Origin of the sequence: Rhodococcus sp. 06-470-2 (assembly GCF_002258235.1) — a bacterium.
Taxonomy (GTDB): domain Bacteria; phylum Actinomycetota; class Actinomycetes; order Mycobacteriales; family Mycobacteriaceae; genus Rhodococcoides.
In genome coordinates this window covers 87,342-112,880 of record NZ_NOYB01000024.1, presented here as the reverse complement: position 1 = coordinate 112,880, position 25,539 = coordinate 87,342, and the positions used below count along the sequence as shown (strand labels likewise).

The following is a 25,539-nucleotide window of genomic DNA, read 5'->3' as shown; positions in this document are numbered from 1 at the left end:
CCGCCGAGATCACCTGGCCGGAACGGTGACTCCTCTGGCGTCGAGGATCGGTCGAACACCCTCGGCGAAGTGATACGCCTCTTCCAGGTGCGGGTAGCCCGAGAGGATGAACTCGTCGAAGCCGGCGTCGTGGTATTCGCCGATCAGGTCCGCGACCTCCTCGTGCGAACCGACCAGGGCCGTCCCGGCTCCGCCGCGAACGAGTCCGACACCCGCCCACAAGTTCGGGTAGATCTCGAGCGAATCCTTGCTGCCGCCGTGCAAAGCGGCCATCCGGCGCTGCCCCTCGGACTGCGAGGACGAGTGCAGTACGTGAGCCTGGGACACCTGATCCTCGGGAAGCTCGTCGAGAAGCTTCTGTGCGACGGCCCAGGCTTCCTCGGACGTGTCACGGCTGATGGTGTGCAGGCGAATGCCGTAAGTGAGCTTGCGGCCCTCGGCATCCGCGAGCGCCTGCACCTTCTCGATCTTGGCGCGAGCGTCGACCGGCGGCTCGCCCCACGTCAGGTACGTCTGCACTCGCTTGGCCGCAACCTCGAGAGCCGGCTCGGACGAACCACCGAACCAGAACTCCGGCAACGGATCCGGTGCCTCGGACACCCGTGCATCGGCCACCTCGAAGAACTCGCCCTTATGATCGACCGACGGCTCGGTCCAGATGCGTTGAACGAGTTCGAGAAACTCGTCGGTGCGAGCGTAGCGACGATCGTGGTCTATCCAGTCCCCGAACCGACGCTGCTCGACGTCGTCGCCGCCGGTGACGATGTTGAACAACACCCGTCCCTCCGAGAAGCGCTGCAACGTCGCCGCCTGCTGCGCCGCCAACGTGGGCGGTGTGAGGCCGGGACGGAAGGCGACGAGGAACTTCAGCCGTCGGGTGCTCTGCAGTAGAGCAGCCGTGGTCAGCCACGCGTCCTCGCACCAGGTTCCCGTCGGAGTCAGCACGCCCTCGAAGTCGAGTCGGTCCGCAGCCTGCGCCACCTCGGTGAGGTAACGCAGCGACGGGCGACGAAACCCGGCGGGTTCGCGGAGGTTCCCGGATGCGTGGGAGGCGCCGACGATGGAACGGCCGTCGCCCGCGGTGGGAAGGAACCAGAAGATGCGTGCGGTCACGAGTGAACTCCTACGACGTGGTGGGTGATCAGTTGGTGGAGGCGGTGGCGTCGGCGTACCGCGTGTCGACGAAGTCCGCGAACGTGTTGCCACCGGGAATGCTTCCGCTCTCGACGAAGGCATCGAAGAGTGCCTGCTCGGACTCGATCACCGTGTTGTCGAGCGCAATTGCGGGTCGCTGGCTTCGTCCCTGAGCCAATTCACCGGCGGCAGGGTCGATGCCGACGGCCGTGGAGTACGCCGCCGCCCACTCGGCCGGGTTGGCATTCGCCCAGGCGGACGCCTTGGCCAGACGAACCACGAAGTCCTGCAGGGCAGTGTTCTTCGCGGGATCGTCGAGCGCCTGCTGCGAGGCGATGCCGAAGCCGTAGCCGTTGGCGACGCCCTCTGCGGTGGTGAGCGTTTTCGAGCCGTTCTGGACCTGCGCGATCGCGGTGAAGGGATCCCAGATCGCCCAGGCGTCGACCTCACCCGAGGTGAACGCCGTCAGCGCATCGGCTGGCTGAAGAAAGACCAGCTGAACGTCATCGGTGGTCAACCCTGCCTTCTGCAACTGCAGCAGGACATGGCCGTGCGCGGAACTTCCCTTGCCGACGGCGATCTTCTTGCCGCGCAGGTCGGCGAACGTGGCGAGAGTCGAATCCGGCGGCACGAGAATCTGATCCCCGCTCGCGTCGTTGCTGTAGGCGGAGACGACCTTGATGCGCGCGTTGGCTGCGACTCCGAACACCGGGGGTGTGTTGCCGGTGACCGCGAAGTCGATCTGACCGGCCGTTGCGGCCTCCACCTGCGGCGGGCCGGAGGTGAAGGTGGAGAACGCGACATCGTACGGCGCAGAGTCCAACTCACCGGACGCACGAAGCAGGGCTTCGGTGCCACCCTTCTGGTCGCCGACGTCGAGGGTGACGGTGGCGAGCTGATCGTTCGAGACGAGTTCGGGCGCTTCGGTGGAAGTGGTGTCGCTACCGCGGGAGACGCAGCCGGTGAGTCCGACAACCGTCAGGGACAGGGCAGCGAGTATCCCGACGGCGCGCAGCGATCGGGAACGAGCGTATGACGACATGCGTGAACGATCCTTCGTATCAGTGAAATCGATGAGTTCGGTGAAATCGATCGGTTCAGTGGACGCCGAGCGCCCCGAGCAGATGAGTGCGGATGCGAGAGAATCCGGCTGTTCCTCGGTCGCGTGGACGAGGCAGGTCGATGGTGACGGTCTCGGCCACGCCACCCCCGTCGAGCACCAACACCCGGTCTCCCAACACAATTGCCTCGTCGACGTCGTGCGTGACCAGGAGGATGCCGAATCGGTGCCGACCCCACAGGTCGAGCAGCAGCGACTGCATGGACAGCCGGGTGAGCGCGTCGAGAGCGCCGAACGGTTCGTCGAGCAGCAGCAGCTCCGGCTCGCCCACCAATGCTCTGGCGAGTGCGGCGCGCTGAGCTTGGCCGCCGGACAACGTCATCGGCCATGCGTCGCGCTTGTCGGCGAGGCCGACTTCGTCGAGGGTCGCATCCGCAGCAGTCAACGCCTCGTTACCCGTCACACCGGCTGTGTTGAGCCCGTAGGACACGTTCTGCCGGACCGAGCGCCACGGAAACAGCCGCGGTTCCTGGAACGCCACCGCGGGATGCCCAGTGACGTGCCGCTCCCCCGTGTGGTCCGTCGACAGCCCCGCCAAGACCCGGAGAATGGTCGACTTGCCGGAGCCGGATCGTCCGACCAGCGAGACGATTTCGCCGCGTTCGATCGACAGGTCGACGCCCTTCAACACGTGACTGGCACCGTAGAACTTGTCGATTCCGCGCAGGGTGGCGACGGAGGTCGTCGTCGTAGTCATGAATCAAGCATCCAATCGGTAACGGAGGGCTCGTTTTTCGAGGATTCGGACGATGCCGTCGGTGGCGATTCCCATCAGGGCGTAGACGACGAGCCCGAAGATGATGGTGTCCACACGCAGGAAATCGCGCGCGTTGTTGATGATGTAGCCGAGCCCGGATTCGGCGTTGATCTGCTCGGCCACGATCAGCGACAACCAGGCGATGGCCAACGACTGACGAAGTCCCACCAGCAGTTGCGGGGCGATGCTCGGCGCAATGATCGTGGTGAACCGCTGACGCCACGAGAAACCGAGTACGACGGCCGTGTCGAGGAAATTGCGATCGATCTGGCGGATCGCCGAGAATGTGTTCAGGTACAACGGAAATGCGACTCCCAGAGCAACGAGCAGGATCTTGGGAGTCTCCCCGATTCCGAACCACAGGATGAACAGCGGGATGAGACCGAGGTGCGGTAGCGCGCGCAGCATCTGCAGCGGCGGGTCGACGGTTGCCTCGGCAAGTTTGGACAGTCCGACGAGCGCTCCGAGCGCCACCCCGATCACCCCACCCAGCACGAGTCCCTGGACTACGCGAGTTCCGGAAATGGCCAGAGCGTCGGCCAATTCACCGTTGCGCAGCAACTCCAGACCTGCATCGAAGATCAGTGACGGTGCAGGCAGCACTCGTTCGGAGAGAACTCCGGCAGCGCTGGCGATCTGCCACAGAACAAGGAGGACGACCGGCGACAAAGCCCGCACGACGGTCCAGCGGTACCGCTGCCACGCAGACCCTTTCGGCGAGACGGGTGTGGAGCCGATGTCGGAGGCATCGCTGTCGCTCACGTCCACGGGTCCCGCGGGAGCGGCATACGACGTCATGACCATGGGTACAGGCCTTCCGGTTGAGTGCGGGCAGGTTCGACTCACCACCATCCATCACACGTCGGGTCCTGGACCAGGGTTCGAATCAGCGTGAATACAAGTCGGGCAGAATCGGACATATGACCGTCGAGCCCATCCACACCGAGCGCCTGACCCTTCGTCTGTACGAACCCGCCGATGCGGACAGGATCCTCACTTACTACAGCGACCCGGAAGTCTGCCGCTATCTGCTCCACGAAGCGTGGACACACACCGATGCGGTTGCTGCGGTGGGCAAACGGATGAAGCGAATCGGACTGCACACCCAAGCACTCGCGATGGTCGCCGAGCACGAGGGAATGGTGGTGGGAAATGTCGAGGCGTGGTTGGTCGACGGTTCCCCGGCTCTCGTCGAACTCGGCTGGACGTTCTCCCCCGACGTTGCGGGCCGCGGGTACGCCACCGAGGCGGTCACCGCCTTGATCGAGCACGTGTTCTCGTTACCCCAGATCCACCGCGTCAGCGCACAGCTGGACGGCCGGAACGACGCCTCTGCCCGACTGGCCGCGCGGGTCGGGATGCGACGGGAAGCTCACTTCCGGCAGAACTGGTGGTGCAAGGGCGAATGGACCGACACGCTCGTGTACGCGATGTTGCGCGAGGATCGCTGACCGGCGCGCTGCGTTCACCTCTCGAACACCTCCGGTTCGGCTCTGCGACATCGACCGGTGACCCACGGGCTGCACTCTCGGAGAACTTCACTCGAACTCAGAGGAGTTTCACCGAATGGTCACGCGTCGTAGAGCAGCCCTGCTGGGCACGCTCGCATTGATCTCTGTCGTATCCGCGTCGATGACCAGCGTTGCCACGGCCGCGCCGGCACGGGCAGCGTCGCCGCTGTGTCAGGTCGCTGACCTGCTTCCCTCCGGATCGTCGGCAGGCCTCGGCTACCGATGCGCCGAAGCGGGTGAGCTTCTCGACCTGCCGATCGGCGAAGTGCGTGCGACACAACCCTCGCTCGGATACGACGAGGTGTACTACAAGCTCGGGCGATACACACTCGGCAAAGACGAGATCAACAAGAAGTTCGACGACTGGTGCGAGGCCAACGGCCAGGAAGAGGCCGCGTCGGCGTTGCCCGATGCACGACTGGACAATCCGTCGTCGTTCACCTGCACCGTCCCCGTCGGTCGGGAAACGCCGGACACCATCGCGCCCATGAAGACTGTCGTCATCGGTCCGGGCGGCGTGCCGTACCTGACCGACGGTCACCACACGCTGACTTCCTTCTACGAAACGGCCGACGGTGGACCGAATCTGCACCTTCGCCTGCGGGTGGTCGCGAACCTCAGTGACCTGAGCACAGCCGATTTCTGGGCACGGATGAAGGCCGAGAAGTGGGTGTGGAACTACGACGTCGACGGCAACGAGGTTCCGGTGGAACAACTCCCGTCGGGAGTCGGCCTCGCCAAGTTCCAGAACGACAGATACCGCAGCCTGACGTACTTCGCCCGCGACATCGGCTTCACCCCCGGAACCATCCCCTTCCAGGAATTCTATTGGGGTGCATGGGTTCGCGACTCGGGTGCCGTCGACATCAGCGGCTGGGACAGCAACAACCTGACGAGCTACCTCAGCACCGTCGAGGCGGTGTCGCGTGCACAGGTCGCGGCTCCCAAAGACGCGGTGATCGACAGTGGCCGAACTGCAGCGGAACTCGGCGCGCTGAACGCGTGGAACGACGGTAAGGCAGCCGGCAAGGGAGAATTCGGAAAGCTCTCGGCACCGTACTCGGACGACAAACCAGGCAAGCTGGCCTACGCCCTGCAGTACAGGATGGGGCTGCCCAGGTAGTTGCCATTCGACGCTACCGGGATTGGGACGGGCTGCCCGTAGATCACCAGCGGTCAACGTGCAGCACCGTTTCGATCGGATCCCGCGGAGCGACCTTGAACGTCTCACCCGTGTAGTACGCCGTGGGAATCAGCGCACCCTGATGGAAGTCCTCGGGGATGCCGAGCAGCTCAGAGATCTCTCTTTCCTTGGCGAGATGGATTGTCGTCCAGGCCGTTCCGAGACCACGCGCCCGCGCAGCCAGGGCATAGTTCCACACAGCGGGCAGGAGTGAGCCCCACAGACCGGCTTGATTTCCGGCCGGGAGGGTCTTACCGGCCTGGATGCACGGAATCAGCAGCACCGGCACCTCACCCATGTGCTCGCCGAGCCAGCTCGCACTGTCTCCGACGCGCTTCTGCACCGAGGCGCGTTCCGGGTCGTCTGCGAACAGCGCCGACGCGGAATGCTTGGACGCCTGATACGCGGTGAACAGTTCGCCGTAGATCGCACCGATGCGAGCCCGAAGATCAGGATCGGTGACGACGATCCACTGCCAACCCTGCTTGTTCGAGCCGGACGGTGCCTGCAGAGCGATCTCGAGACATTCCTTGATCAGCTCCATCGGCACCGGCCGCGTCAGGTCCAGGCGCTTGCGAACGGTGCGAGTCGTGGTCAGCAACTCGTCGGGAGTCAGGTCGATGATCGGGAAGGAAGTCACCTCTCGATCATGCACCATTCGGCTCCTGCAGGGCCCGGTTGGTCAATGCATCGTTCGCAGCGTCCCAGCGCGCCGCCATGGACCTGCCCCCATGCCCGTCCCCCTCATCGACGACGAGTGTCGACCCGGGCCAACGTCGATGCAGACGCCACGGCGTGACAGCGGGTCCCGAGATGTCCTTTCGGCCGTGGATCAGGACACCCGGGACATCACGCAAACCGTCGGCGCGATCGAGCAGAGGCGGATCGCAGAACCCGTCGTGCGACCAGTAGTGCGCGGCCAGTCGCACGAAAGCCAGACGAAACCGGTCATCCTCCCACCTGGGATCGCGTCTCATACCGCCGGTGCCGATCGATATGTGGACGTCTTCCCACAATGCCCATTCTCGGGATGCATTGTCGCGCAACGAGAGATCGGGCGAATTCAACAGTTGGGCGTACGCGTCGACGATTCGGCCCTGGCTCCGTCGATAGCCGACGCCCGACTGCTCGGCGAAGGTTGCGAACCGATCCCAGGCTTCGGGGAAGATCGCGCCGACGCCCTCGGTGATCCAGTCGACCTCCTCACGGCCGGTCGTGGTGACCGCGACGAGAACGACGCCGAGGACACGCGCCGGATGTGCGAGGGCGTAGGCAATGGCGAGGGTGGATCCCCAGGACGCGCCGTTGACGATCCAGGCCTCGACACCGAGGTGCTCACGCAGGGCTTCGATATCGGCGATCAGGTGCGCAGTGGTGTTGTTGGCCAACGACGTCGAAAGATCGGACGCGTGCGGGGTGGACCGGCCACACCCGCGCTGCTCGAACCCGACTGCGCGAACACGGGTCAGGTCGAAGTGGCGACGAAACTGACTGGCATTCAGGGTCCCGCCTGGTCCACCGTGCAGGTAGACCGCCGGCACGCCATCGGACGGACCCCATTGCTCCCAGTAGATGCGTTGACCGTCCCCGACATCCAACATCCCGTGCTGCGTCGGCTCGTCTTCCAGTGCCATACCGCCATCACATCATTCGAGAGGCAGCATCGGTCGGATCGACGCCCACGCGGACGCGTCGAGCCAGGACGGATTCGATTGCTGCGGCGAGCGAAACACCTCGAGATTCGACAACGATGCGACGGACCGAATATCCGACGCGAGGATCGGCTCGTCGAACAAGGCGATGTTCGTCGAGATCTTCCACTGCGGGCCGGGGACCGGGGTGCCGGTCAACCGACCGGCACCCCAGATTCCGCGTCTCGGATGACTACTGACCCAGAACAGCACCGGATGACCAGGTGCCATCAGACGCGTTCGGTAGTTGTCAGCGACGCACCAGTGCTCGTGCGCACGTCCAGCTTGGACCATCGGTGCGAGATCGGTCTTGTGCGGATTGCACTTGATCACCCATGCACCGAGAGTCCGATCGGTAATCGCCCGCGCAGTCACGTGGAAAGTGTAGAAGCTCAGGCCACCGCGTCGTTGCCCTGAGCCGCGGAGACCACCAGATTGTTTGCGGTGAGCTCGTTTCCGTTCTTGACGGCGTCGATCCACTGATCCGTCGTCGCTACCGCCGCGAAGTTCGACTGCAGGAGCACCATCAAAGCCTTGTGCAGTTGTTCGGCGGACACAGTGCCCGCCTCGTTCGACAGATTGATCGCGCCGGTGGCGTCGGCCAGGATCTCGACGGTCAAATCAAGGACCTCGGCGTCGGCGCTGGAGGCGAGGTCGCAGTTGTTGGTCATGTATCCGACGATGGTGACGGTGTCGATGTCGTTGCCCTGCAGCCACTTCGCGATGCCGGTTCCGGCGAACACGCTGCTGTACTTCTTCTCGACCCGCTCGAAGGACGGCTGCACGAGCGCCTGAATATCGGGGTGCAGCTCGTACGTCGGGGTGCCCTTGACGAATGCGGGCGCGCCCTCGGGCATTTCGTGCTGGACGATCGCGACGGGAAGATCCTGCGCCGCAGCCGCTTCGATCGCGCGAACGATGTTGGCCAACGACTCGTCGCGGGGCGGGTACTGAATCTGCAACACACCCTCGAAGTACTCCTGCTGAACGTCGATGACGATCAAGGCTCTGCGCGGTGCGGTCATGGTGTTCTCCTTCGACTGGCGATCTCGGTCGCTTCTCATCCTGCGGTGGCGGCCTTGCGAGCACGAGTGGCACGGATGCATACTTTCGATGGATTTGCGCCAACGTTCGAGATCGGAGTCAGCCATGCGCATCGCGCTCTACGCGTTCGATGGCATCACGATGTTCCACCTCGCTGCGCCGCTGATGGTGTTCGGCGAGGTGACCCGACTCGGGCTCGCACCGGACTGGGAGACGCGGGTGTGGTCCGACGAAGCCGGGTCGATCCGCACCGAGGAGGGGTTTCCGGTCGGCGGGATCGCTGGGCCCGATACCGTCGACTGGGCCGACATCGTCATCGTGACGTCCTGGCCGGAGTCGTTGCCGCACATAGGTACCGACTTCTCGAACGCACTTCGCGGAGCGCATACGCGAGGCGCGGAAATCGCGGGTCTGTGTCTCGGTTCGTTTGCCGTCGCAGACACCGGATTGCTCGCCGGCCGCCCCGCCGTCACACACTGGACGAAAATGCCCGAGCTGCGGGAACGAAACGCGCACGCCGGCGTCGACGAGTCCGTGCTCTACATCGACCACGGTGACGTGATGACCTCTGCGGGCACTGCGTCGTCGATCGATTCCTGCCTCCACATCGTCCGCAAGCACCTCGGTTCGGCTGCGGCGACGCGGGTGGCTCGCAGCCTGGTGGTCGCACCCCATCGCGACGGCGGGCAAGCGCAGTACATCGAACGTCCGGTCGTCGAAGCAGCCGGAGACACCACGATCGCCGACGTACAGAGCTGGGCACTCGAACGACTGGACGAGCCGTTGCCCATCGAGCGACTGGCCGAACGCGCGCGCATGAGCCGACGCAGCTTCATCCGCCAGTTTCAGCTCGAGACGGGGTCCACCCCCGCTCGCTGGGTGCTGGACAAACGACTCGAGGAAGCTCGGAGCCTGCTCGAAACCACCGATCGCAGTATCGAGAACATCGCGACGCTGTGCGGATTCGGTAGCCCCGTCACATTGCGTCAGAACTTCCGCTCGGCATTCGCGGTGACCCCGACGGCGTATCGACGGCACTTCGCGGTCGGTTGCGCACCCACGGATGCGGCCGACAGGCAAGGATGAGCGACGTGATCCTGTGGATAGTTGCCGGAGTCGAACTCGCCGCCATCATCGCTCTCGGCGTGGTCTTGATCGTCTCGCGTCGAAAGCTCGGCAGCACACGCCGTGCCCTGGACCGTGCGCTTGCCGAATCGCAACAACGGCGTAAGCGACGAGGCCTGGTCCCCTTCGCGATCAGAACCGCCTTTCACACGACGGACTTACTCATCAACAAGGGTTTCGGCGCAACGGTCCGCAACTCCGTCGAAGACCTCGCCGGCTGGGCCAAGGTCGAACGCCCTGACTTGGCGCGCATGACGGCCGACGGCGACATCGTCGTGATGTTCTCCGACATCGAAGGATCCACCGCACGCAACGAGGAACTCGGCGACCGCGGCTGGGTGAAGCTGCTCGAGAAGCACAACAAGCTGATCCGCAAACACGTCGACGACCACGGAGGTCACGTGGTCAAGAGCCAAGGCGACGGCTACATGATCGCCTTCTCCGACCCTGCCCAAGCGGTGCGCTGCGGGGTGAAAGTCCAAGAGGCGTTGCTGAAGAACCCCGACCGCTGGGACCGCATCCGCGTACGCATGGGCGTACACGTGGGCAGTTCCGTGCGACGCGGCGACGACCTCTTCGGACTCAACGTCGCTATGGCCGCACGCGTCGCCGGACAGGCCGACGGCGGTGAAATTCTGGTCAGCGAACCGGTGCGCAATGCAATCGGCGCGGCGCATGATCTGACTCTCGGAACGCCCCGCGACGTCGAACTCAAGGGAATGAGCGGAAGTTTCCAGTTGTATCCGGTTGCGCTGCCGGTGTTGCCCGACGCCGAGGTCGAGCAACTCGGCTAGATCTGCTCGCCCACAGCCATACTCAGCAGGTGGTAGCTCAGACACTTTCCGTGACCGTCGAGCACCGGGCTACCCGTCACTCCCCCACCGAGCACGCCGGGTAGCTCGAACACCAACCCGGAGACCAGAGGCATTGCAGTGCGGCGCACGTCTCCGGTGACCAGCGGTGCGAAATGCGTGGCGACGGCATCTACAGTCAGTTCGCGGGCCAGTAGCTCGTAGTGTTGGTCTGTCCGCGGGAAGACAGCGAGGATCAGGGTGTCGCCCTTGTCCCCGGTTCGCACGTCGGCGAGATCGTCGACAGTCGTCATACCGTCACCTCCGTGGTGTGTACAGCGGTCGTTACCTGTGCACGTGGAATGAGACACGATCTGATGGCAAGAACCTCGGCGCTGCTGCTCCGTGCGCCACCTCCCCCGGCCGGGCCGTTGGTGTACAGACTTTCGACTTCCCACCCCACCAACGAGGCTGTCTCCGCGTTGGGCACCTTTGCCGTGACGCGCAATCGCACTTCGGGGACATCGGTTGGGGCAGCAAGTCCGCGGAATGCCGCACCCGCCCCGATGTACTCGATGCCGACATTCTCTGCCGGAATGCCGTGCACCTCCCACAGTCGTTGCTGCACAATCTCTCCGGCGAGCTCGGCGCGTTGCAGCGCGTGCGGCCCGGCGTAGCTGAGTTGCCCCTCACCGAGCCAACCGCCGCGGAATCCGAGGGTCACTTTCAGCTCCTCGGGCCGGGTACTGCCCGTCGCCCCCGACACCGCCACCCGATCGGGTCCGACGGTCTCGAAGGAGACTCCGGTGAAATCGGCGGTCACGTCCGGCGTCAAATACCTGGCGGGATTGCCCACCTCGTAGAGCAGCTGCTCGGCGCACGTTCGACGCGTCAGCTCCCCGCCGGTGCCGTCGACTTTGCCGAATTCTGCTGTGCCATCGGCATATACGTCGCCGAACGGAAAACCCAGATTCGCCAAACCCTGCACCGGCTTGGTGACCGGGTCGGCGAAGTAGCCACCGGTCAGTTGGCCCGCGCATTCGAGAAGATGCCCGACGGCTGTCCCTGCACCGAGTGTCTCCCAATCCTGCCCGGCCCAACCGAATTCGTGCATCAGAGGTGCGAGATACAGCGCCGGATCGGCGAGACGGCCCGTGATGATCACGTCGGCACCGACGTCGAGTGCGGGCAGTACCGCATCGGTCCCGATATACGCGTTGGCCGACACCAGTTCCTCGGAATGCTCCGACAGCGGGCGTCCGGTCTCCCACACCACCGGATCGATGCGACGCACCGCGTCGAGCACGTCGTCGCCGGTGACAGCAGCGACGCGCACCGAACGCGAGCACACCTGCTCCGCCACCTGCGCGACGACCGCGGCTGCCGCAACAGGATTCGCGGCTCCGGAGTTGGTGACGACGGTGATGCCCTGCTCCGTCGTCGCCCCGAGAACTGCACGCATCCGCGCTGCCAACAGAGGGTCGTAGCCCGCTTTGGGATCGAGCAATTTTCGGGCTTGCCCGGTTGCAACCGTCCGCTCACCGAGGCACTCGAAGATGAGATAGTCGAGCTCACCGCGCTCAGCCAAGACCTGTGCCGGGTCGATGCGGTCGCCGGCGAAGCCTGCTCCGGCCCCGAGCCGGATCGTTCCGTCGCGACTCATGACGACCACAGGGGGATCGCGCCGGTGGCCATGGCAACGCCGAGCATGCCGAGACTGATCAGCCACGCCCACCCCAGCGTGTGCCGAATGTGCCTGCCGATGTCGACTTTCGCGAGACCCACCAGAAGGTAGAACGCGCCGGTCATCGGGCTGATCGGAAATCCGACCGTTTCCTCACCGATGATCGAGGCTTGCGCCAGATCGATTGCGCTGACGCCGAACTGGTCACCCACCTCGATGAGGACCGGCAGCACGCCGAAGTAGTAGGCGTCCGGTCCGAAGATCAGGCTCATCGGGACGGCGAACACGCCGACGATGAGCGGCAAGGCGGGGGCCATTGCGTCCGGAATGGCATTCGCTGCGCTGACCGCCATGGACTCGATCATGCCGCTGCCGTCGAGCACACCGAGTAGTACCCCTGCAGCCAACAACGTGCCGACCATCAGCATCGCGCCGACAGCGTGGGCCTCGATGCGGGCGGACTGTGCTTTCATTCCGCGGTAGTTGACGAGGAGCGCCACGATAGTGGCGATGATGAAGCAGGTTTCCGGAGGGGCGACGGCGGCGATCAACGCAGCCAACGTCGCGACTACCAGGAAGGCGTTGACCCAGAACAACTTCGGCCGCAGCAGCGCTCGGTCACTCGACGCGGTTGCCGGAACGTCCGAATCGTCCGCGCCGGTCGACGGGCTGCCGGGGTCCTCGTTCGCGTCACCGACCGCGGATCCGGTATCCCCGGATCCCACGGATACGCGTTCGGCGACTCGCGCCGTCGACTCCTCCACGACGGCCGACGCATCGCCCGCGGCAACCTTGGCCAGACGGGTCCGCTCACGCCGACCCAGGTAGTAGGCAGCACCCAGTGCCAACACGACCCCGACGATCTGAGCAGGAATCAGCGGGACCCACAGTTCGTTGGCGTCGACACCCACAGTTGCTGCAGCGCGAGCAGTCGGACCACCCCAGGGGACCATGTTCATCACTCCGGCACCGAGACCGACGCAGGTGGCCAGAACGAGTCTGCTCATACCGAGACGTTCGTAGATCGGCAGCATGGCGGGGACTGCGATCAGGAACGTGGTTGCGCCGGCACCGTCGAGGTGAGCCACCACGGCGAGGGCAGTGGTCGCGACTGCGACGGTCGGCGGGGCGCTACCTGCCCAGCGCACGATGCGGGCGATGATGGGATCGAACAGACCTGCGTCGCGCATGATCCCGAAGAAGACAATCGCGAACAGGAACATGGCCGCGACGCCCACCACGCCACCCAGCCCGTCCTTGACGAACCCTGCCACCTCGGACGGTGAGTTGCCGGCCAGGAACGCAGCAGCGAGTGGGACACCCGCGAGCGCAACGATGGCCGCGACGCGTTGGGTGAACAACAGCAGCAGGATGACGGCAATCGTCCCGAAGCCGAGCAGCGACAGCATGTGATCTCCTTCATCGAATACGTCGAGTGTTGTGCAGATCACTTACGCAGTCCAACATCAGTTGGGTATAGATTCATTCGCTGTGAGCATCAATCTCGGCATCGCACACCTACGGGCCATCGTGGCGCTGGCCGATCTCGCGAGCTTCACCTCGGCGGCCGCGTCCCTCGGGGTTTCACAACCAAACCTCAGTCGCACGGTCGCCGAGGCGGAGCGCCGCCTGGGCGTGCGACTGTTCGTACGCACCACCCGCAGCGTCGACCTCACCGGTGATGGACACGACGTGACGGCCTATGCCCGTCGGGTCTTGCTCGAGTTCGATGACGGCCTGGAGCAGATCGGGCGCTTCGTCTCGGGCGACCGCGGAACCGTCACCATCGCGTGCCTACCGTCGATCGCGGCGACGTTCCTCCCGCCGTACATCGTCGGATTCCGCGACAGCCATCCCGATGTCTCAGTGCACATCAGGGACGGCCTGCGCGACGACGTAGTGGCCTCCGTACGTGACGGTTCCGTGGATTTCGCGGTGGTTGCTGCCTCGGGGCGAGCGAACGATTTGATGCGTACGACAGTCAGCACCGACGCATTCGTGTGCGCACTACCGTCGAATCACGCTCTGGCGCAGCGCAAGAGCCTGAGATGGACCGACCTCGCCGACGAGCCGTTCATAGCCTTCGGCCCGGAATCGAGCATCGCGTCGCACGTGCGACTGGCACTGGAAAACGCCGGAGTCGACGTCGGACCGTCGGTTCAGGCACACAACGTGGCCGCGGTGGCGGGCCTGACCGCGGCGGGACTCGGCATCACCGTCATCCCGGAATTGGTGGTGCCGATGATGTCGTTCGCGAGCCTCGTCTACCTGCCCATCGAGCCGACGATCCATCGCACGATCTCCGTTGTCCAACTGCCAGGGCGTCGCCACAGTGCGAGCTGTACGGCGTTTCTCGACATCTTGGTGCCGCCCCGTAACGCATGAATGGTCCATTCAGTACGTCTGAGCGCGTGAAAGTCACATTGATCCGAACGGGGTGGGCGGGGCCGGCTCCGAACGGGGTGGGTGGTGGACCGAATTCTGGTGCACCCCAATACGAATGAATGGCCCATTCAGTACGTCTGAGCGCGTGAATGGACCATTCATTCGATGGGGGTGAGCCAGAGAAACTACAGCTTGAACGACTCCAGAGCCTCGTTGAAGGTCTTGGACGGACGCATCACTGCAGCGGTGGCTTCGGGGTCCGGGTAGTAGTAGCCGCCGATGTCGACTGCCTTGCCCTGGACCTCGTTGAGCTCGGAGACGATCTTGTCTTCGTTCTCCGACAGCGTCTTCGCCAGTGCGGCGAAGTGCTTGGCCAGTTCGGTGTCCTCGGTCTGTGCGGCCAACTCCTCGGCCCAGTAGAGGGCGAGGTAGAACTGGCTGCCGCGGTTGTCGAGTTCACCGGTCGAGCGCGACGGGCCCTTGCTGTTCTCGAGCAGCTTGCCGGTGGCGGCGTCGAGTGCCTTGGCGAGGATGGTCGCCTTGACGTCGCCGGTCTTGGTGCCGAGGTCTTCGAGGCTCACTGCCAGAGCCAGGAACTCGCCGAGCGAGTCCCAGCGCAGGTGGTTCTCCTCGATGAGCTGCTTGACGTGCTTGGGAGCCGAGCCACCCGCACCCGTTTCGTACAGTCCGCCGCCTGCCATCAGAGGAACGATGGAGAGCATCTTGGCGCTGGTGCCGAGCTCGAGGATCGGGAACAGGTCGGTGAGGTAGTCGCGCAGAATGTTGCCGGTCGCGGAGATGGTGTCGAGTCCGCGGACCAGACGCTCCATCGTGTACCGGATTGCGCGAACCTGCGACATGATCTGGATGTCGAGGCCCTCGGTGTCGTGATCCTTAAGGTACGTGCGCACCTTGCCGATGAGCTCGTTCTCGTGCGGGCGGTACGGGTCGAGCCAGAAGACGACCGGCATTCCGGACTCACGGGCGCGTGTCACGGCGAGCTTGACCCAGTCCTGGATCGGCGCGTCCTTGACGATGCACAGACGCCAGATGTCGCCCTCTTCGACGGTCTGCGTGAGCAGTACCTCGCCGGTGGCGATATCGGTGATGTTGGCGACGCCTGCCTTCGGTACCTCGAAGGTCTTGTCGTGCGAGCCGTACTCTTCGGCCTTCTGCGCCATCAGGCCGACGTTGGGGACGGTGCCCATCGTCGTCGGATCGAACTGTCCGTTGGTCTTGCAGAAGTTCACCATCTCCTGGTAGATCCGGGAGAACGTCGACTCGGGGTTGACGGCCTTGGTGTCCTTGGGACGACCGTCGGCTCCCCACATCTTGCCGCCGGCGCGGATCATCGCGGGCATCGATGCGTCGACGATGACGTCGCTGGGCGAGTGGAAGTTCGAGATTCCGCGGGCGGAGTCGACCATCGCGAGTTCCGGACGGGTCTCGTGACACTTGTGCAGGTCTTCGATGATTTCGTCACGCTTGGACGCCGGGAGTGTCTCGATCTTGGCGTACAGGTCCGACAGGCCGTTGTTGACGTTGACGCCCAGCTCTTCGAAGATCTCGTTGTGCTTGGCGAACGCGTCCTTGTAGAACACGCGAACGGCGTGGCCGAACACGATGGGGTGCGATACCCGCATCATCGTGGCCTTCACGTGGAGGGACAGCATGACGCCGGTCTCGTAGGCGTCCTGCATCTGCTCCTCGTAGAAGTCGAGGAGCGCCTTCTTGCTCATGAACATCGAGTCGATCACGTCACCGTCGGTGAGCGAGACCTTCTCCTTGAGCACGATCGGCTCGCCGTCCGCGGGCAGCAGTTCCATCTTGATCTCACGGTCTCCGTCGACGACCGTCGACTTCTCTCCGTGGTAGAAATCGCCCTCGCGCATGTGCGCGACGTGGGTGCGTGACGCCATCGACCATTCGGTCATGGAGTGCGGGTGCTTGCGGGCGAACTCCTTGACCGCCTTGGGTGCACGGCGGTCCGAGTTACCCTCACGCAGAACAGGATTGACCGCGCTGCCGAGGCACTTGGTGTACCGGTCGCGGATCTCGCGCTCTTCGTCGGTCTTCGGGTTGCCGGGGAAGTCGGGGATCGCGTAGCCCTTGTCCTGCAGTTCCTTGACGGCAGCGAGCAACTGCGGCACCGATGCGCTGATGTTCGGCAGCTTGATGATGTTGGTCTCGGGCAGCTGAGTCAGCTTGCCCAGCTCGGCGAGGTTGTCGGTCACTCGCTGGTCTTCGTTCAGGTAATCGGGGAACTCGGCGAGGATGCGGTTGGCAACGGAGATGTCACTCGACTCGACGTTGATCTCGGCCGCGCTGGCGAAAGAACGTATGACCGGCAGAAACGCGTGAGTCGCCAACATCGGCGCCTCGTCGGTCAGGGTATAGATGATGGTCGGCTTCTTCGCTGTCATGTTTCGCCTTTGCCTCAGTTTCAACGTCGTCTTTTGGATGCGTCCACCGTCGACTTTAATCTTTGAACCCGCCGATGTGCGGGGCAGTGGGGTATCACTCCACCTGCGATTCCAAGTTACCGACCAGTAGGGCGCTCATAGGTTTTCGCAGCGTTCCTCGATCCGCCCCTGACCACCGTCGGAGCATCCGATTTGCCCGAATTGGAACAACAGACCCCTCCCCGACCGTTGAACGAATCATGACGACCTACAAGACTGTCAATCCCGCCGACGGCACAACCGTCAAGGAATTCGAAACCCTCGACTCGGCCGGTGTCGAGCGCGCGCTCGCCGACGCAGACGCCGGATTCCGGACGTGGCGCAAGACCTCACCGAAGCATCGCGCCGAAATTCTGCACAAGGTCGCCGACCTCTACACCGAACGCTCCGACGAGCTGGCCAGGACCATCTCACTCGAAATGGGCAAGCCACTCACCGAATCCCAGGGTGAGGTGGAGCTGTCGTCGAACATCTACCGCTACTACGCCGACAACGGCCCCGCTCTGCTCGAGGACGAGAAGCTCGACGTACCCGGTGCGGAAGACACTGTGCTGCAGCGCAAGCCGGTCGGCGCGCTCGTCGGCGTGATGCCGTGGAACTTCCCCTGCTACCAGGTGGCTCGGTTCGCCGGCCCGAACCTGATGGTGGGCAACACGATTCTGCTCAAGCACGCACCCAACTGCCCGCAGTCGGCGCTGCTGATGGAGGAGATCTTCCAGCAGGCCGGACTCCCCCAGGACGCGTACATCAACATCTTCGCGACCAACGAGCAGATCGCCGACATGATCGCCGATCCACGCGTGCAGGGCGTCTCGCTCACCGGTAGCGAGCGAGCCGGAACGTCCGTCGCCGAAACAGCAGGACGCAACCTCAAGAAGGTCGTCCTGGAGCTGGGCGGATCGGACGTGTTCATCATGCTCGACTCCGACGACATGGATGCAACAGTCGAGTCCGCGACCAGGGCGCGACTCTCCAACGCAGGTCAGGCCTGCAACGCCGCCAAGCGCATCCTCGTCGCCGAGGAGCACTACGACGACTTCGTCACCAAGCTCACCGCCTCGTTCGAGGCCGTGCAGACCGGCGACCCGCTGGACGCGAACACCACGCTCGGCCCACTGTCGTCACAGACAGCGGCCGACACGTTGATCGAGCAGATCGACGACGCCGTCGCCAAGGGCGCGACACTGCTCACCGGCGGCAAGAAGATCGACGGACCGGGTGCTTTCGTGCAGCCCACGCTGCTGACCGACGTCACCCCCGACATGCGTGCGTACAGCGAAGAGCTGTTCGGACCGGCCGCAGTGATCTACAAGGTCGAAAGCCCGCAGCAGGCAATCGAATTGGCGAACTCCTCCGCCTACGGCCTGAGCGGCTCGGTGTGGAGCGCCGATCTGGACAAGGCCCGCGACGTGGCCGAGCAGCTCGAGGTCGGTATGGCCTTCGTCAACGAGCACGGCACCACCCTGCCGGGCCTGCCGTTCGGCGGCGTCAAGCGCTCCGGCGTCGGCCGTGAGCTGGGACCGTGGGGCATGGACGAGTTCGTGAACAAGAAGTTGGTCCGCGTCTCCGCCAAGTAGGACCACCTCGACCGACGCTGCTCCCCGGCCCTGCGGCCGGGGAGCAGTTCGTCCGTGTGGGTTCGTCCGACCGATCAGGTCTGCCGAATTCGACCGTAGTTGACCACCTGATCGGTCACCACCAGTGCAGATGCGAGAAACACCGTGCCGAGCAGAATCCAGAACGCCAGGGTGACGTCGGGTGCCCACAGCGCCATGACGGACAGTGACGCACCGACGATCGTCGGCACCCCGATGTAGGCACCGATCAGCACCGACCCGCCCAACACCGTGGTGATCGCGATCCGAAGTGCGGCACCACCGAGCGAACGCTGTCGCACCTGCCCCGTGAACAGCCGAACGGTTACCCAGACGACGATGGCGAGCAGGACAGCCACGGCCGCGAAAATGGTACCCAGCACCATCGGAGCCGACGACGACGGTAGTCCTGTGGTCGACCCGTCGATGACGAGCGTGGTGAGATTTCTTCCTACCGCAGCGATATGTTCTGCTTCGATTTCACCGTATCGATTGGTGGCCAACACCATTGCTCTGTCCAGGGCGGGTACGAATGCAACGTAGGCGTAGTAGCCGGGGACGGCTCCGGAATGCCACCACACGTCCTGGCCTGCGATCTTCTCGTGAAACAGACCGTCGCCGTACTCGGTGCCCTCGCCGGTGTCGACCTCGGGAGCCGTGTCCTCGCCGCCCTGCAGCCGACTCAGTCGCCATGATGCGTACCGTCCGAGATCGCCCGTGGAGCCCGCGAGGTAGCCGTAGCCCAGACCCGCCGAATCCACTCCTACGTCGATGGGTCGCGCCGAGCCGAAAAACGGCACATGGCCCGGTGGAACGTCGTCGGTGAACTGTTCCGGATCGGTGATGGCGGAGGTGTCTGCGGGCGAGAGGACCTGGGCGTCGAGTGCATCGGCGAACGACTCACCGGTCACGGTCTCGACCACTGCCTGCAGGAGCATGTAGTTCAGGCTCGAATAGCGGAACGATCCACGTTCGGTCGTCCCCACCGGCTGCGGGATGGTCGCAATTGCGTCGACGGCCGAGCCACGCCGGGACCAATCGTCGGTGACGGTGATGTCGTGCGGCAAGCCACTGGTGTGGTGCATCAGGTCGCCGACTGACGTTGCCGGGTCGCCCAGCATGTTCCGTGCTCCCGGGACGATGTCCACGACGGGCGTCGACTCGTCGAGTACACCCTGCCGTTCCAGCCCGAGGACGGTGGCCGCCGTGAATTGTTTGGACACCGAGCCCCACACGAACGGTGTCGAGGCATCGACGGGCTCGCCGTTGCCGTCGACACCGTTCGATGCTTCCCCCACCACCGTGTCCGAGTCCAGAACCTGGACCGACATTCCCGGGGCTCCGATCTCGGCCGCCCACTCGTCCACTGCATTCTGCAGATCGGTGTTCGAGAGTGTTACTGCCGCAGCAGGACCGGGCGTGAGCCCGAGGAGGAAGGTCAGAGTCATGAGCAGTCCCACGGCGAGTCGTCGGGTACATGCCGCTACGGTCGCCATCCTTGTCGAGCTCCTGTCCGTGGTGCGATCGGCCGGTTTCGTGATCAGTGATGGCCCGCGCCGTCGAGTGAGCGCTTCCACACGCTCGCCCCCAGCAGGCGTAGGGCAGCAGGGACGAGAATGCCGCGAACAACGGTCGCGTCGAGAGCGATTGCCGCGGCGAGCCCGACACCGAGCTGCTTCATCTCCGGCGTCGGCAACAGCGTGAACATCGCGAAGATCACCACCATCACGGCCGCAGCCGCGGTGACCGGCGGTGCTGACCGGACCACACCCTGCCGGACGGCATCCTCGACGCCGAGGCCGCGACCGAACGCCTCTCGCACCCGAGTGAGGATGAAGACGTGGTAGTCCATCGACAACCCGATGAGGATCACCAGCATCATCACCGGCAGCAGAGTCACCACCGGACCGACGTACTCCGAACCGAACACCGTTGCACCCCAGCCGTACTGGAACAACAGCACCAGGATGCCGTAGGACGCGAGGACGGACAGCAGGTTCAGACCCACGCTCAGCGCGGCGAGCCCCACACTGCGGAAGGCGAGGTAGATCAGCGCGAAGGCGACCAGGAGGACGATCGGTATGACGATCAGAAGATCACGCGAGGTCGACTGCGAAACGTCGACGCTGACCGCGGTCTCACCACCGACGAGAATGTCACGACCGCCCGCGAACTCCGGAACAACGTTGCTTCGCAACTCGTTCAGAGAATCCTTCGCCGCCTGTGCATCGATACCGTCCGAGTCGGTGCCGATCTCGATGCGCGCCACCGACCTGTCCGTGGAGATCTGAACGTCACGTACCTGCCCGTCGAATCCGGGCAAGCCGGCCGCGGCCTCGGCGATGTCGGTGAGTACGGCCGAGGCACCGGCGACGTCACCGCCGGTCTCGGTGACCACGGTGTGGCTGACGCCGTACAGAGGGAACTGTTCGGAGACGTCGTCCAGCGTGCGCAGCGTCTCGAAGGTGCGCGGCATGCTGTCCGTTCCCGGGAACTGCAGCTTCATGGTCGCGACCGGTGCGGCCAACAAGACCATCACGGCCAGTCCGGCGAGCAGCGCAGGCATGGGGCGCCGAACGACATTGCCCGACAGACGACCCCAGAACCCTGTCTCCTCCGCTGCGTCGTCCGGAGTCTTGCCGAACAGCTGCCGAACCACTCGTCGACGTCCCAATGCCAGCAGCGCAGGCAGCAGCGTGATCGATGCAAGCATCGCGGCGACGACGACGAGAATGATGCCGAGTGTGAGCGAGTGGAAAATCGGCGATTCGGTCAGGAAGGCTGCGATCACCGAAACACCGGTCACCAGCCCCGCCACCAGAACAGAGCGCACCGTCATCGACACCGCGATCGTTGCGGCTGCGTCGGCGTCACCGGACCGGGCGAACTCCTCGCGGGCCCGCCTGACGAAGAACAACGAATAGTCCACGCCAAGAGCGAGACCCATCAGCAGAATGACACTCATCTGGTTGCTCTCCATGGGCACCAACAATGACGTCGGCCCGCTCCAGAGGATGGCCAGTGCCACCACGGCGAGGCCGGTGACAAGCGGAATCAAGGTGGCGATCAGACCGGCGAACACGAGAAACAGCACGACGGCCGTGACGGGGAGGCTGAGCATTTCCAGCAACACAAGTCGCTCACCGTAACTGGTGGTGACGTCGGCTTGCACCGAGATGGGCCCGGTAGCAGATATGGCAGCACCCGGGTTGGCTTCGCGGGCGCTCTCGATCGCAGAATCGATCCCCTGCACACGCTCGGACGGCGATGCCTGCTCGTCGGGCAACAGCACCTGCAGAACTCGCTGATCGCCGGTAGCGGCCGTCAACTTCTCCGGAGGCTCCTGCGCCGTCCCCATCAGCGCAGCCGACAACTCGTCTGCGATGCGATCGGAGTCCTCCGCCGAGCTACCCTGCACCAGAATGGTTTCGGTTCGCGAGGACAGGAAGTCCGAGCCCGTTTCCAGTTGCTCCGCCGCGCCGGACTCGCCGACGAACCCGTCCGCCGGAGACAACTCGGACATGCCGAGTCCGACGTATGCACCGGCCGACAACACCAGCGCCACAAGCCATCCCGCAAGCACTGCGAGACGATGACGGTAACTCCACCTGGCCACCGCCGCGAAACGCTCCAGAATGGAGCCATCCGCCGTCGCGTCCTCGATCGGGGGCCTCTCACTCGTGGTCACCATGACATCTCCTCCTGTCCACGGTTCGACGCCGATGCGCCGACCGACAGACGATTCGTTTCTCTGTCCACGACCGACGCGATCTCGCGCACGGTCAGTCCCTCCACTACGTCCGCCAACTGCAACCGCACCCCGAACTCGCGGGCGATGCCGTTGACCAAGCGCGCGACCAACAAGGAGTGGCCGCCCAGCGCGAAGAAGTGGTGATCGGTACCGATCTCCTCGATTCCCAACAGCCGTCGCCACAGCGTCAACAGCCTCTCCTCGGTTTCGGTCTCCGCCGCCCGGCCCGCGGTCGAACCGGCAACGAAGTCGGTGATCACCGGCGCCGGCAACTTCACAACATCCAACTTCTGCCCCACGGTCACGGGAACCTCGACCACCTTCACCAGAGCGGCAGGTACTGCGTGGCGCGGGAGCGTGCGGTAGAGGTGGGACCACAGCTCCGCACGATCGAGATCGCCATCGTCGAAGGTCGCGAAATACGCGACGAGAACATCGAGGTCGGTGCCGCCGACCGTGGCATGCGACCACCGGATTGCCGGGTGCTTCGCGATCGCTCGTTCCACCTCGCCGAGCTCGAGCCGGTACCCCCGCAACTGCACCTGGTCGTCGGCGCGGCCGTGATACACGAAACGGTCGCCTGCGTCTGTACCGACGATGTCCCCGGTGAGATACAACCGATCACCGTGGCCTTCAGGGTCCGGGACGAACGCTGCTGCGGTCGCACGCGGGTTCCCAAGGTATCCGTGTGCGAGCTGGTCGCCGCCCACTGCCAGCTGTCCGAGGCCGTCGGCGGAACCGACACCGTCAGCGGCCGGTAGTACCGCCGCTCTCACGCCCGACAGTGCGGGCCCGATGGGCGTCCTCGGCTCGGCGAGATCCTGTTCGACGAGTTCGCCGCCGGTGCAGGACACAGTGACCTCGGTCGGACCGTACCAATTGACCAGTCGACACCGGCCGAAGGACGGTGCGGCCATGACGTCGGCAAGCCTGCCGCCGTCGGAGGCTTCGCCGCCCACGAGCAGAGATCGCAGCGCCAGCCCGCCACCGATCGTCTCGTCGTACGCACCGAGTTGATATGCCGCGGACGGCGTGGTCGAGAGCACGGACGCACCTGTCTGCTCGAGCAACTCGTGCAGCCGGGCAGTATCGGCCGCAACAGCCTCCACGACGAGTACAGCGGTGGCACCCGCCCCCACCGATGCGAACAACTCCCACACCGACAGATCGAAGGCAGCCGACGACCGCGCCGCCACGACATCGCATTTCGACAGGGCGACGACCCCGCGGGCCGCGTCGAGAAAAGCAAGCACCGCTCGGTGCGGTACCAGAACGGCTTTCGGCCTACCCGACGTCCCGGACGTGCTGATGATGTAGGCGGGATCGTCGACGCTGCGCGGTGAGGGGGAAGTCGGCTCGAACGAACCGAACAGAAAGAAGACGGCGTCGCCGAGGGCAATCGAAGGCCGTCCGTGCCAGGACGCCGGGTGCAGGTCCTCCCACACCACCATGGCGGCCGGCTCGATGGTCTCGAGCAACTGCGCCTCGACTGCCTGGGGACTGTTGTACGGAATGACCGTGTACGCCGCGCCTGCACCGAGAATGCCCAGCAAGGTCGGGAACAACCAGGAGTCGCGGCGGCCCTTCACTGCGACGACGTGCCCGCGGCCGACCCCGGCGCGCGTCAAGGCCTCGCGGACCTGCGCGCTCCGCTCTTCGAGTGCGGTGACACCCAATTCACCGTCCACGCACAGCTGCACGGGCCGATCGCCGAAGCGCTCCGAGAGCCCGGTGAACGCGAGATCGTCGACGAAGGCTGTCACGAGCGAACCGCCGCGGTCAGTGACCGAGTCACTGCGTCGAACGAGAGCGCCAACTCTTGTTCGGTGACCAACAGGGACGGACGCCAACGGATCGACCTCGTCCCGCACGGCAGAAGCACCGTGTCGTACTCGTCCAATGCGATGCCGAGCACCGCGTCACGCAGTTCGCGCGATGACACTGTGACGGCCCCCCACAGGCCCCGTGACCGAGCCGACGTCACGTGACCATCCGAGGAACCGACCATCGCGTCGAGTCCGGCGCGCACGAAGGGACCCATCGCCGCCGCTCGCGCGATCACGTTCTCTCGCGCGATGTACTCGTAGAGCAGTGCGAAGCGCACCAGATCGACCAACGAACCACCCCAGGTCGAGCTGATCCGTCCCGGTACGGCGAACGCATTGGTGTCGAGATCGTCGACGCGACGGCCCCCGATGACCCCGCACACCTGCAGGCGCTTACCGAATGCCACCAAGTCGGGACGCAATCCCAGTGCCTCGTGCGCCCACCGAGCGCCGACCGTGCCGCCTCCGGTCTGGACCTCGTCCGCGACGGTGAGGACGTCGTGCTCGATGCACAGCGACTGCACGGCCCTGAGGAATGCAGCACCCAGGTGTCGGTCGCCGCCTTCCCCTTGAATCGGCTCGTAGACGAAGCACGCGATCCTGTCACCGTCGGCGACGAGGGTCGCTTCGATCTCCGCGAGTGCCCGACGTTCGGCCTCACTGAGACCGGCTCGGTCGGCGTCGTCACCGCCATCCTCACCGCGAGCCGGGGCATCGATTCTGGGCCAGTCGAATTTGGGGAATCGCGCCGTCTTGGCCGGATCGGTGTTGGTCAGCGACATGGTGTAGCCGCTGCGGCCATGGAAGGCCCAACGAAGATGCAGCGCTTGAAGATTCGTTTCGTCGGTGCCTGCTCGCTGGGATTTCCAGTCGAAGGCGACCTTGAGTGCGTTCTCGACTGCAGCCGCACCACCGTCTATGAGGAACAGGTGCGGCATGTCCTCCGGCATGAGCAGACGACGAAAGGTCGAGACCGAATCGGCCAGGACTCGAGACGCGAAATCCGGGTTCGAGGGCTTCATCTTGGCTGCTGCCAACAATTTTCGCTCGGCTTCGATATGCGCGAGCGGTGTGGGGTTGTGGCCGAGCGGGGACGACGAGAAGAACATCCCCATGTCCAGGACCGGTCGTCCGGCAGCCTCGTCCCAGAGGTAGGAACCGGACGAACGCTCGATGTCGATGGTCATCGGCAGGAAGTCGCCCACGAGAGTCCGGGCCAGTGATGCGGGGACTCCCGACGCGGTGTCGACGACGGTCATCACGCCACCCCCAGCGCGCGACGTAGCGACAGTGGGCGAATGTCGGTCCACACCGATTCGATGTGGTCCAGGCACGCCTCACGGTCGCCGGTGAATCCGACCTCGTACCACCCCAGCGGCAGTGGTCGCTTCGCCGGCCAGATCGAATGCTGCTCCTCGTCGTTTCGTACGACGGTCCATTCGGAAATGTAGTCCTGCACTGTGATCCCCTGTTCCTTCGA

23 protein-coding genes are annotated in these 25,539 nt (G+C 64.6%); 6 read left to right on the top strand and 17 right to left on the bottom strand.

What is annotated here, in order from left to right; genetic code table 11:
- Nucleotides 1–9: 9 nt before the first annotated feature.
- From CH276_RS13100 to CH276_RS13085, 4 genes are read right to left on the bottom strand one after another with little or no spacing between them, the layout of a single operon-like run.
- Nucleotides 10–1,113: an LLM class flavin-dependent oxidoreductase gene (locus tag CH276_RS13100; RefSeq protein ID WP_094630781.1), complete on the bottom strand. Its 1,104-nt coding sequence runs from the start codon at nt 1,111–1,113 to the stop codon at nt 10–12.
- A gap of 28 nt (nt 1,114–1,141) precedes the next feature.
- Nucleotides 1,142–2,176 carry an ABC transporter substrate-binding protein gene (locus tag CH276_RS13095; RefSeq protein ID WP_094630783.1) on the bottom strand — a complete coding sequence of 345 codons (1,035 nt, stop codon included), beginning with the start codon at nt 2,174–2,176 and terminating at the stop codon, nt 1,142–1,144.
- Between the two features lie 55 nt (nt 2,177–2,231).
- On the bottom strand, nt 2,232–2,951 hold the full coding sequence (locus CH276_RS13090; protein WP_094630785.1) for an ABC transporter ATP-binding protein: 720 nt from the start codon (nt 2,949–2,951) through the stop codon (nt 2,232–2,234).
- A gap of 3 nt (nt 2,952–2,954) precedes the next feature.
- Nucleotides 2,955–3,809, bottom strand: coding sequence for an ABC transporter permease (locus CH276_RS13085; RefSeq protein WP_094630872.1), 855 nt, complete (start codon nt 3,807–3,809; stop codon nt 2,955–2,957).
- 122 nt (nt 3,810–3,931) lie between these two features.
- Here CH276_RS13085 and CH276_RS13080 point away from each other — a divergent pair, with 122 nt between their 5' ends.
- Together CH276_RS13080 and CH276_RS13075 are read left to right on the top strand one after the other, a co-directional pair.
- Nucleotides 3,932–4,462 (top strand): GNAT family N-acetyltransferase, encoded by a 531-nt coding sequence (locus CH276_RS13080; RefSeq protein ID WP_094630786.1) that lies wholly within the window; start codon nt 3,932–3,934, stop codon nt 4,460–4,462.
- Between the two features lie 115 nt (nt 4,463–4,577).
- Nucleotides 4,578–5,645, top strand: coding sequence for a ParB/Srx family N-terminal domain-containing protein (locus CH276_RS13075; RefSeq protein WP_094630788.1), 1,068 nt, complete (start codon nt 4,578–4,580; stop codon nt 5,643–5,645).
- 43 nt (nt 5,646–5,688) lie between these two features.
- Here CH276_RS13075 and CH276_RS13070 read toward each other — a convergent pair whose 3' ends face one another.
- The 4 genes from CH276_RS13070 to CH276_RS13055 are packed head-to-tail and all read right to left on the bottom strand — an operon-like array spanning nt 5,689 to nt 8,421.
- Entirely contained in the window at nt 5,689–6,345 is a 657-nt protein-coding gene (locus CH276_RS13070; RefSeq protein ID WP_032395119.1) for a nitroreductase family protein, read from the bottom strand.
- Nucleotides 6,346–6,352: 7 nt separating this feature from the next.
- The gene (locus CH276_RS13065) at nt 6,353–7,339 is read right to left on the bottom strand and encodes an alpha/beta fold hydrolase (RefSeq protein ID WP_094630790.1); all 987 of its coding nucleotides are present in this window, start codon (nt 7,337–7,339) and stop codon (nt 6,353–6,355) included.
- A 12-nt stretch (nt 7,340–7,351) separates the two neighbouring features.
- Nucleotides 7,352–7,771, bottom strand: a complete 420-nt coding sequence (locus tag CH276_RS13060; protein WP_235387034.1) for an EVE domain-containing protein — start codon at nt 7,769–7,771, stop codon at nt 7,352–7,354.
- 17 nt (nt 7,772–7,788) lie between these two features.
- Nucleotides 7,789–8,421, bottom strand: coding sequence for an isochorismatase family protein (locus tag CH276_RS13055; RefSeq protein WP_094630791.1), 633 nt, complete (start codon nt 8,419–8,421; stop codon nt 7,789–7,791).
- Nucleotides 8,422–8,545: 124 nt separating this feature from the next.
- Between CH276_RS13055 and CH276_RS13050 the strand changes: the two genes are divergently transcribed.
- Nucleotides 8,546–9,526 carry a GlxA family transcriptional regulator gene (locus CH276_RS13050; protein WP_094630874.1) on the top strand — a complete coding sequence of 327 codons (981 nt, stop codon included), beginning with the start codon at nt 8,546–8,548 and terminating at the stop codon, nt 9,524–9,526.
- Nucleotides 9,523–10,359, top strand: a complete 837-nt coding sequence (locus CH276_RS13045) for an adenylate/guanylate cyclase domain-containing protein (RefSeq protein ID WP_176459238.1) — start codon at nt 9,523–9,525, stop codon at nt 10,357–10,359. The genes CH276_RS13050 and CH276_RS13045 overlap by 4 nt, the downstream gene beginning before the upstream one ends.
- Here CH276_RS13045 and CH276_RS13040 read toward each other — a convergent pair.
- Genes CH276_RS13040 through CH276_RS13030 form a run of 3 tightly spaced genes read right to left on the bottom strand, consistent with a single transcriptional unit; the run spans nt 10,356 to nt 13,449 of the window.
- On the bottom strand, nt 10,356–10,670 hold the full coding sequence (locus tag CH276_RS13040; RefSeq protein ID WP_094630793.1) for an AtuA-related protein: 315 nt from the start codon (nt 10,668–10,670) through the stop codon (nt 10,356–10,358). The two genes, CH276_RS13045 and CH276_RS13040, sit on opposite strands and share 4 nt — an antisense overlap.
- Nucleotides 10,667–12,019: an acyclic terpene utilization AtuA family protein gene (locus CH276_RS13035; protein WP_094630878.1), complete on the bottom strand. Its 1,353-nt coding sequence runs from the start codon at nt 12,017–12,019 to the stop codon at nt 10,667–10,669. The genes CH276_RS13040 and CH276_RS13035 overlap by 4 nt, the downstream gene beginning before the upstream one ends.
- The gene (locus tag CH276_RS13030) at nt 12,016–13,449 is read right to left on the bottom strand and encodes a CitMHS family transporter (RefSeq protein ID WP_094630795.1); all 1,434 of its coding nucleotides are present in this window, start codon (nt 13,447–13,449) and stop codon (nt 12,016–12,018) included. Before CH276_RS13030 ends, CH276_RS13035 begins: the two co-directional genes overlap by 4 nt.
- An 82-nt stretch (nt 13,450–13,531) precedes the next feature.
- Here CH276_RS13030 and CH276_RS13025 point away from each other — a divergent pair, with 82 nt between their 5' ends.
- Nucleotides 13,532–14,425, top strand: a complete 894-nt coding sequence (locus CH276_RS13025; protein WP_094630880.1) for a LysR family transcriptional regulator — start codon at nt 13,532–13,534, stop codon at nt 14,423–14,425.
- A gap of 185 nt (nt 14,426–14,610) precedes the next feature.
- Here the strand turns inward: CH276_RS13025 and CH276_RS13020 are convergent, their stop codons facing one another.
- On the bottom strand, nt 14,611–16,848 hold the full coding sequence (locus CH276_RS13020) for an NADP-dependent isocitrate dehydrogenase (protein ID WP_032394973.1): 2,238 nt from the start codon (nt 16,846–16,848) through the stop codon (nt 14,611–14,613).
- Nucleotides 16,849–17,087: 239 nt separating this feature from the next.
- Between CH276_RS13020 and CH276_RS13015 the strand changes: the two genes are divergently transcribed.
- Entirely contained in the window at nt 17,088–18,464 is a 1,377-nt protein-coding gene (locus CH276_RS13015; protein ID WP_094630797.1) for an NAD-dependent succinate-semialdehyde dehydrogenase, read from the top strand.
- A 74-nt stretch (nt 18,465–18,538) separates the two neighbouring features.
- Here the strand turns inward: CH276_RS13015 and CH276_RS13010 are convergent, their stop codons facing one another.
- From CH276_RS13010 to CH276_RS12990, 5 genes are read right to left on the bottom strand one after another with little or no spacing between them, the layout of a single operon-like run.
- On the bottom strand, nt 18,539–19,978 hold the full coding sequence (locus CH276_RS13010) for a serine hydrolase domain-containing protein (protein WP_254924234.1): 1,440 nt from the start codon (nt 19,976–19,978) through the stop codon (nt 18,539–18,541).
- A gap of 44 nt (nt 19,979–20,022) precedes the next feature.
- The gene (locus tag CH276_RS13005; protein ID WP_032394971.1) at nt 20,023–22,173 is read right to left on the bottom strand and encodes an MMPL family transporter; all 2,151 of its coding nucleotides are present in this window, start codon (nt 22,171–22,173) and stop codon (nt 20,023–20,025) included.
- A complete protein-coding gene (locus CH276_RS13000; RefSeq protein ID WP_176459237.1) occupies nt 22,167–23,996 on the bottom strand; it encodes a non-ribosomal peptide synthetase in 1,830 nt (609 codons plus the stop codon). Before CH276_RS13000 ends, CH276_RS13005 begins: the two co-directional genes overlap by 7 nt.
- A complete protein-coding gene (locus tag CH276_RS12995) occupies nt 23,993–25,318 on the bottom strand; it encodes an aminotransferase class III-fold pyridoxal phosphate-dependent enzyme (RefSeq protein WP_094630801.1) in 1,326 nt (441 codons plus the stop codon). Before CH276_RS12995 ends, CH276_RS13000 begins: the two co-directional genes overlap by 4 nt.
- Nucleotides 25,318–25,518, bottom strand: a complete 201-nt coding sequence (locus CH276_RS12990) for an MbtH family protein (protein ID WP_254924235.1) — start codon at nt 25,516–25,518, stop codon at nt 25,318–25,320. Before CH276_RS12990 ends, CH276_RS12995 begins: the two co-directional genes overlap by 1 nt.
- Between the last annotated feature and the right edge of the window lie 21 nt (nt 25,519–25,539).